The sequence below is a fragment of the Bacillus sp. FDAARGOS_527 genome (assembly GCF_003812125.1).
Lineage (GTDB): Bacteria > Bacillota > Bacilli > Bacillales > Bacillaceae_G > Bacillus_A > Bacillus_A paranthracis.
In genome coordinates this window covers 45,812-53,042 of record NZ_CP033790.1, presented here as the reverse complement: position 1 = coordinate 53,042, position 7,231 = coordinate 45,812, and the positions used below count along the sequence as shown (strand labels likewise).

11 protein-coding genes are annotated in these 7,231 nt (G+C 37.5%); 2 read left to right on the top strand and 9 right to left on the bottom strand.

The genetic code is table 11. The features are described 5' to 3' along the window. Positions 1–46: 46 nt before the first annotated feature. From EGX95_RS01785 to EGX95_RS01775, 3 genes are read right to left on the bottom strand one after another with little or no spacing between them, the layout of a single operon-like run. Positions 47–535, bottom strand: coding sequence for a hypothetical protein (locus tag EGX95_RS01785; protein ID WP_033693623.1), 489 nt, complete (start codon positions 533–535; stop codon positions 47–49). Between the two features lie 19 nt (positions 536–554). Next, positions 555–1,100: a replication-relaxation family protein gene (locus EGX95_RS01780; RefSeq protein WP_250649730.1), complete on the bottom strand. Its 546-nt coding sequence runs from the start codon at positions 1,098–1,100 to the stop codon at positions 555–557. Further along, on the bottom strand, positions 1,069–2,367 hold the full coding sequence (locus EGX95_RS01775) for an FtsK/SpoIIIE domain-containing protein (RefSeq protein WP_123805355.1): 1,299 nt from the start codon (positions 2,365–2,367) through the stop codon (positions 1,069–1,071). Before EGX95_RS01775 ends, EGX95_RS01780 begins: the two co-directional genes overlap by 32 nt. A 299-nt stretch (positions 2,368–2,666) precedes the next feature. On the opposite strand from EGX95_RS01775, the gene EGX95_RS01770 reads away from it, so the two are divergent. Next, entirely contained in the window at positions 2,667–2,888 is a 222-nt protein-coding gene (locus EGX95_RS01770) for a helix-turn-helix domain-containing protein (protein WP_123805354.1), read from the top strand. A gap of 124 nt (positions 2,889–3,012) precedes the next feature. After that, positions 3,013–3,387, top strand: a complete 375-nt coding sequence (locus EGX95_RS01765; RefSeq protein WP_123805352.1) for a hypothetical protein — start codon at positions 3,013–3,015, stop codon at positions 3,385–3,387. Positions 3,388–3,422: 35 nt separating this feature from the next. On the opposite strand, the gene EGX95_RS01760 is transcribed toward EGX95_RS01765, so the two are convergent. The 6 genes from EGX95_RS01760 to EGX95_RS30630 form a co-directional block, all read right to left on the bottom strand. Continuing rightward, on the bottom strand, positions 3,423–4,487 hold the full coding sequence (locus EGX95_RS01760; protein WP_123805350.1) for an N-acetylmuramoyl-L-alanine amidase: 1,065 nt from the start codon (positions 4,485–4,487) through the stop codon (positions 3,423–3,425). Next, positions 4,484–4,723 (bottom strand): holin, encoded by a 240-nt coding sequence (locus EGX95_RS01755; RefSeq protein WP_123805348.1) that lies wholly within the window; start codon positions 4,721–4,723, stop codon positions 4,484–4,486. Before EGX95_RS01755 ends, EGX95_RS01760 begins: the two co-directional genes overlap by 4 nt. Continuing rightward, a complete protein-coding gene (locus EGX95_RS01750) occupies positions 4,723–4,959 on the bottom strand; it encodes a hemolysin XhlA family protein (RefSeq protein WP_000398738.1) in 237 nt (78 codons plus the stop codon). Before EGX95_RS01750 ends, EGX95_RS01755 begins: the two co-directional genes overlap by 1 nt. 74 nt (positions 4,960–5,033) lie before the next feature. After that, positions 5,034–5,195: a hypothetical protein gene (locus EGX95_RS30135; RefSeq protein WP_175556109.1), complete on the bottom strand. Its 162-nt coding sequence runs from the start codon at positions 5,193–5,195 to the stop codon at positions 5,034–5,036. Position 5,196: 1 nt separating this feature from the next. Next, complete coding sequence (locus EGX95_RS01745) at positions 5,197–5,712, bottom strand: hypothetical protein (RefSeq protein ID WP_123805346.1); 516 nt, start codon at positions 5,710–5,712, stop codon at positions 5,197–5,199. A gap of 12 nt (positions 5,713–5,724) precedes the next feature. Beyond that, a complete protein-coding gene (locus EGX95_RS30630; RefSeq protein WP_413463793.1) occupies positions 5,725–7,200 on the bottom strand; it encodes a BppU family phage baseplate upper protein in 1,476 nt (491 codons plus the stop codon). Positions 7,201–7,231 lie beyond the last annotated feature (31 nt).

The window sequence follows — 7,231 nt, the reverse complement described above, 5'->3', positions numbered from 1 at the left end:
TTAATTATTTTAATCCTCCCCTTGTATTAAGCGATATGGAGTTGCATTAAATTGCTTTTGCTATTTCAACAAGTAATCTCATGAACAGCGGAATCATTTGAACAACTATATAGCCAATCCCTGCACGACTTATTAACGAGAAGCCTCGTTCCTGGCTACCAACCATAATGAACAGCCCGCCGCATAACGCTACAACGGATGCAATTGGATAGGAAACTGCTTTAATCAAGAAAATAACCGGCTCAAACGCATTTACAATACGATTGTACAGTTGGCCATCTATATAATTTTTTATCTTCCCATCGTTGGACTGCACATCTTTAAATACTTCATTCACATCTGGATTATTTCCATCAGCAAATACGTGAGGAATATCTATAATGTTGCTGAATATAATAGCACTACCGATTACTATACTTACTCGCACTGCGACAGGTGCGTATTTTTTTGCTTTCTTTTTGAACAAGCTCCACTTTTTCTTTGCCCCGTAGTTACCATCCATAAAATCTTTGATGCTCATTGTCTCTGTTGCCATATGGACCATCTCCCTATTTTTAATGGAAATCAGTAACTGTAAATATGTTGCAATCCAATCCCTCGCAAAGCTTCTCTAGCTGTTTTCTGCGGTATTCCGTCGTGGTGTACCAAATAAATTTAGGCGCCTTCTCAAATACGTTGCATTCAATTAATTTGCGATATTTCTGCATCTTGATACGGTTCGCACTCATCTTTTGCTCGTGATCCACCTCCACGATGTGATAACGGCCATTATCCGTAAATAGTGCATCTGCAATTATGGAAACGATACCTTTCACGTTCATTTTAACTTCCTGCTTCCACGTTTTCGGGCATTCATAAGCGATGTAGATGTCATTTCGCATTATATAGTGGCGAAATTGATTCGAACGCTTGAGTATTTTCTTACTCCCGATACGTTCGCGCCCTTCTTTATTGAGATAGTACACCTTCTCCCCATCCCTAAAGCTAGACACATATTCTTCAAGACTTTTCATCACACGCGAAGCATTCCTGTCACCGCCAAGATCATGAAGTACCTGGATTTGCTTTCTACTTAAAAATCCCAACTTCTTCAAGCTCAAGAGTATGTTTTCTAAGCGTTGTTCCTTCATGGCTAGTTTTTGCATCTTCATGCTCCTTCCTCGCTCTTATGTTGATATGTGGCTTTATGATATTATCAATTTGTTTATTATCGATATAAACCGTCTGTAGGACCTTCTTCTCATTTGTTTGGTATATTGCTCTCCCTTTTATGTTAGGAAGACTCTCTGCACCGCCCTCATCAAGTACAGCTCGACTTCCCGCTTCTGTCTGCAATCTAAAGCAAATACGAGCGCCTATATTTTGTCGTAACTGTGATGGCAAAGCTTCATTTGTTGGGTATTGCGTCGCATATACCAAGCGAAATCCCGCTGCCCTGCCACGACGACCTATATCTACAATGATGTCCCTGCACTCCTGATATGGGGCTATGTCGGCTGCTTCATCGACAATTACAAAGTATCGCACTGGATCCCCGGCTTCTTTTATATCTTCGTATCCTTTTTCTAGTAAGTATTCGTTTCTAGCATTCAGTTTATCTTGCAATTCCCTTAGAGTCTCTAGGGCTTCCTCTGGATTCTTCGCAATTGATTCGACCTGATTTAAGAATCTGTATCGGTTGAAAGAGAGACCACCCTTCAAATCGATTAGGAATAGATTTATATTTTCTGATTGGTTGCGTACCAGAGATGTAATGATAAGCTTTAGTACATTTGATTTCCCCATATCCGTCATACCGGCAGAAATCATATGAGATAGCTGATCAAAGTCATGTTTTACTAACCCATCCCTTGTATAACCGATAGGGACTTCCCATCCTCTACACTGCCTCATCATGTCTTCCTCAAACTTCACAAAATCAGGAATCCCTTTCTCATAAACTCGTATTTTCAGCAAACCATCGTAAGACAGCTCAATTTCCTTTCTAACGAGTTTTTTCTTGTTTATGATGTTTTGTATTTGTTTTAAGATATCTTTTCGCAAACGAAGAGATTTGAAGTCTTGTAGTTTAAAATCGTAAACTTTGCTCTTATGATTTAATCCATCCTCTAAATGCTGAATCTTGTGTTCAAAATCGGAGAAGCTAAGACCAAGCGGAATCCTATACGCATATTCAACTCCCCAATCATTTCTCGTTTTGCGAAGCAGTTGTATAGTCCTGGTCTCTTTTCCTTCTTTTACTTTTAATCCGCAGTTCGCGCAAATCCTTTGAATCTTGGAGGCATCGTTAGTTGCTCCTTTTTGATGCATTTTCGCAAAAAGAATTACACTACCAACAGCAGCAGAACTTAATAACTCGAATATCAAAGCGTGACACCACCTATCTAGATGTATTCTGCAAGAATAGTCCCTGAAGATTAGAAGAGATAAAAACAGCTATGAACCATTGAAAATACTAATTTTGTAATGTCTAAAGCAATATTCTGTGAGCGAATTCTATTTGGAATAGAGAAAACGAATTTTTAAAAGGCTATCAATTTGGAACTGAGAATCGTAATTTGTTTGGTATGGTAAAAGGTATTGAGTACTGTTTGGCCTTTATGTCAGTTTTTTTCTCGCGTTTAAAAAAATGACGGAAAGGGCAAGCTATTCATGAGGTGGTAAAGGTGTTTGGATTAGGTAAAAAACGGAGCAAATTTGGTAAATGGCTAGACAAACAAGGGATCACACAAGGGGAATTGGAGAAGGCTGCTGAGTTAAGTAGGGGCACTATTTCGAAAGTGTGTAATGATAAAAAGTACAGACCTAAGTTTTCAACTGTATCCCAAATAACAAGGGGATTAAAGAAGTTAGGAAAAAACATAAATGAAAATGATTTTTGGATGTAGCTTCGTGAAAAACGGAGCTATTTTTATTCTTTTAAAAGAACGTATATTCTGTGTGATAAGAACAAAAAAACGGAATAGCATTAACAAATGCATTCCGATATGATTAGAAAAAGGAGAGATGAATATGACGAAGGATATAGTAAGAAGAAATCAAGCTGGAGCTATTATTTATGATAATATCAATGATTTTGAGTATTTGAACATACCTATGATTCTTAAAGAAGAAGACGCGCCAGTATATGAAGTTCTTAGTGTTGGTACTGCCGGAAAGGACGACGTTGCAGCGGTTTCAATGGATAGAATTACAATGTCAAGGACCGTCATACAAGTAGCAACAATTAAAAATAGTGATGGGAGCGTTAAAGCGTATCGCTTACCAATAGAATTAGAAAAATGGGTTCAGCACTGTATGAACGCAGTGTTAGAAGGATACAAACCCTTCCCAAGAAAAGTGGCGTTTGGAATTATTAATAATAAATATTATGTTGAATTCAAATAAAAAAAGAGCCGCCCAACAGGACGGCTCTTATTTTTTTACTTCACATACACATAGGCTTCATTTGCAGTAATATAGTACGTTTTACCTTTACTATTGTGCACTTTATATTGCGGGTATCCATTGACGTTTATTTTTGCATCAATTGTAAAACCTAAACCTCCATCTACAGAACCAGCAACATCTTTATCCTGCCAAGATGGAGCATCATAGAATCGTAAATTATTAACTTTAGAAATAACACGCTTACCTACAATTGATGAATCTACTGTGCTCTTCTTACTAAACTTCACATAAGATGGATCGTTCTTAATCCATTGTTCTCCACCAAGATTTAACCAGCCATCCTTTTCACCCCATACAACATACGATTCCGGTTTATTTAACTGGCGAATCTTAGAATAGCTTGTACCAGGTCCTTTACGTAAATTTACGTTGTAACCTTCAATATAAGCAATACCATCTGTTACAGCCGTTGGAACTTCTGCTGGTTTAGATGGCTTATCAGGAACGGAAACTTCCACACTAGAATTATTGTATGCTCGTTGTACATCAGCGCGGAATTGAGCTTCTGATACACCATGAGACTTTAAGTAATCAAGTGGGTCTTCATGATCAGTTCCACCAAGATATTTTGTAACATCATAGTGAGTCCATAATCCTTTTTCTACAGATAATCCACGATCACGAAGGATTTTAGCCAATAACTTAACGTACTTATCATAGCTTCGTTTGAATTTCTCATAATCACTTGTTTCGCATAATTCTACGTGAACAAATCGTTTATTTGCTCCTGGTCCTGCGCCATAGGCAATGTATTTCGTATCAGCAATTTGGATTGTTTCATTCCAATCAACTGCATAATGCACGAATGCTGAACGCCACGTACGAGACTCATACTTTTGAATATTAATAGCTGGCGCTTCAGGAGTTGCTGTAGAATGTGCTACAACGCCCTCATAAGCACCTACACCATTACGGTATGGTTGTTTCGGTAAATCAGGAATAATCAGTGTTCTATCCGCAAAAGCACTTGTTGCAATGGATAAAACTAAAATAACAGCAAAGAGTACAGAAGAAATATGTTTTAATGTTTTTTTCATTTTATATCAGCATCCTTTTTCATAATTTTTGTGTGGTCAAATAATCCACTTGCTGATAGACCAATGATGATTCCTTGAAATACATTTGTTTTGATATCTCCGTCCAAAAATAAAACGCCTAGCACAATGCCAAGCGTTAAATTCAATAACGGAATATATTTTGTTTGTAATCCAATTGTTTTTACGATTTGTGAAAGACCAACTACAATTCCAATCATTACAGCTAAACTCACCATTACATACCACCTCCTTTCATTAAGAAAGTGAGAATGCCGCCGACAATTCCACCGACAATAAGTCGCAAAATCCATGTGGTATTGGCGCTGATTTTATCTAACTGTTTGTTGATATTGATAATGTCTTTCTCGTTACCTGTTGTCCGCATTTCTAAACTTTTAATTTCCAAGCGAATGTCCTTAATATCTTGCTTTATTTCTTGAACATCACTTCTTACTTCTTGTAACCCTTCCACTTTGACCACCTCATTTCAAAATAAAAAAGCCTGCTATAAGCACGCTTCGGTTTGTTGTAAAAGCCGTATTTTGTTTATAATGAATAACCCATCACTGAACTATTTGTAATTAAATCTTCTCTTTCATTTTTAATTAAATATGAGTCGATACCGGTTTTTAAGTCTGGACGCCTTGAAACAACATAAGTGTATGTGTATATTTCATCAATAACTCTTTGCGCTAAATAATTTGCCATTTTACATACCTCCAAGTAATACATCATCCAGAGCTTGCTGTGTTAGTTCTAACTGTTTTTTAAGTAATTCTAATTCTGACGGTTCCTTTGGTTGTGGTTCTTCTGGCTTCGGTTCAACCGTTTTCACCCATTTACCTTCCTTGAATACAGGCTCGTAAGCTAACCAAGGACAAACTTCTAAAGTACAGTTAGGAGGGATGTCAGGCTCATAGCCTACAATGACATCTTCTTCATATGGCACTTTAATAGTTTCATAATCTACACTTGCCATTACACAGTCAGGACATTCGTATTTACTGATTACTGGTAACTCTTCACCTGTCTCTTCGTCAATCTTAGGCTTGTACGTGCCATCTTCAATGGATTGGTGAAGCGCGCATAACTTTTCTTCTGTTACGATTTCTTTTTGTTCTTCGCGTTCAAAAGTTCTCTTCTCGTAAATCGGTTTCTCGTCTAAAAGTCTATAATCAGTAAATTTTCCGTTTTCGTCATAAAAATACCCATATTGTCTAGTCATGCGTTTTCCTCCTTAATCTACTACATAAGTAATCGTATCGTATACACTCTTATCGGTAGCGCTAAACTTGATATTCCCTGCCGCTTCTACTGTCACCCTAACGACAGTTCCATCAGTAGCTAGCGCATTAGTCACCATGAATGTTGAAGGTCTCATTTCAGGTGGGATAGTAGCAACTATATTATCTGTAGAACCTGCTTTTCTTTTAAGTGCAATTCTAATAGTGACCGTGTTCCCTCTTCTTCTTGCCACATTAGGTGTACCAGTATCGAATGCTTCACCATTAGCCGTTACAACCAAGTCAACTTGGCTGTCTTTCGTTTTCGTTACTAAGTTTGTGTTTGGGGCGGTTACATTAAACGTGTTAGTTGCTTCAAGGTACTGGAATACTTGTTTATTATTCTTCCAGTCATACGCTTGGAATCCGCTCTGTTCTAGTAGTAATCCACTCTGAACCTGCCCGTCAATAATTCCTCGAACCGCTTTTGACGCTCCACTTTTTACGTCAAAATTCAAAGTACCCGTTAAAGTGTCGCCTGTTTTCTTTAGAAGATTGGATGCAGAGTTTACTGTGAATTCTTTAGTGGCAGGATTGTACGACCATACGACTTGATTTTGTGCAATATCATAAAATGAAAATATTCCTGATGTATTGTTCCGAAATAAAATATCGTTAGCGGTATTTTTAAATCTGAGGTCACCCGCTTCAAATATCGTCGTTCCTGTTATCGTTCCACCTGTAGTTTTTAACAGGTTTGTATCTGACAAGACTGTAAATCGTTTAGCCACTGGGTCATATTGCCACACCCTCGCAAGGTTTTTGTAGTCATATAAGATAAGTGCCCCATCTGTAGCGGATTCTAAACCGAATAAAGCTCCAGTAGCATCTCTCCAACGATAACCTTTACTCTTAGATCCGACTGAAATATCCATGTCTACATTACCCGACATGGTACCACCTGTTTTTGGTAACGCCGTATCTGCTTTTACGCCGGCTGCAATAATCCCGTTAATATCTACACCTTCAAGTTTCTCCCCTGCTTCAATTGCTTTTTGAATAACTGGAAATTCATTTGTAGATTTCATTGCTTCATCAGACATTATCGATTCATCAACAGCAAAAACAAATTTGCATGTTTCAATTACTTTATTATCAGGGAAGGTTAACCTTAATTGCGCAACTACGTTTCCGTAGGCAATAAGTGTTTGTGTGCTTAATACTACATAATACTTACCTTGCATTTGATTTACATTCTGTACATCTTGGAACACTCTCTTGCCATCAGGCTTTAAAAATGCAATTTGTACCTTTGTAGCTGTCGAGAAATCCGTAACTACTTTGTCATGAGTTACATTGATTAATAGCTTGGCAGAGTTTAAATCATTCTGATAAAACCGCATTACCTTTAGTTCTTCTTCTTTTGTGGCGAAATCTTTATGTTGCATTGTGTCAATTGTTATTTCTCTTACTTTTAATAGTTCTGCCAAATGGATCACTCCTTTTGTAAATTAAAAAAAG

What these genes read in the sequence shown, in the direction of transcription:
- EGX95_RS01755 (WP_123805348.1), bottom strand. Translation starts at nt 4,723, where the DNA reads ATGGTGAGTTTAGCTGTAATGATTGGAATTGTAGTTGGTCTTTCACAA.
- EGX95_RS01785 (WP_033693623.1), bottom strand. Translation starts at nt 535, where the DNA reads ATGGCAACAGAGACAATGAGCATCAAAGATTTTATGGATGGTAACTAC.
- EGX95_RS01745 (WP_123805346.1), bottom strand. Translation starts at nt 5,712, where the DNA reads ATGACTAGACAATATGGGTATTTTTATGACGAAAACGGAAAATTTACT.
- EGX95_RS01765 (WP_123805352.1), top strand. Translation starts at nt 3,013, where the DNA reads ATGACGAAGGATATAGTAAGAAGAAATCAAGCTGGAGCTATTATTTAT.
- EGX95_RS30135 (WP_175556109.1), bottom strand. Translation starts at nt 5,195, where the DNA reads ATGGCAAATTATTTAGCGCAAAGAGTTATTGATGAAATATACACATAC.
- EGX95_RS01760 (WP_123805350.1), bottom strand. Translation starts at nt 4,487, where the DNA reads ATGAAAAAAACATTAAAACATATTTCTTCTGTACTCTTTGCTGTTATT.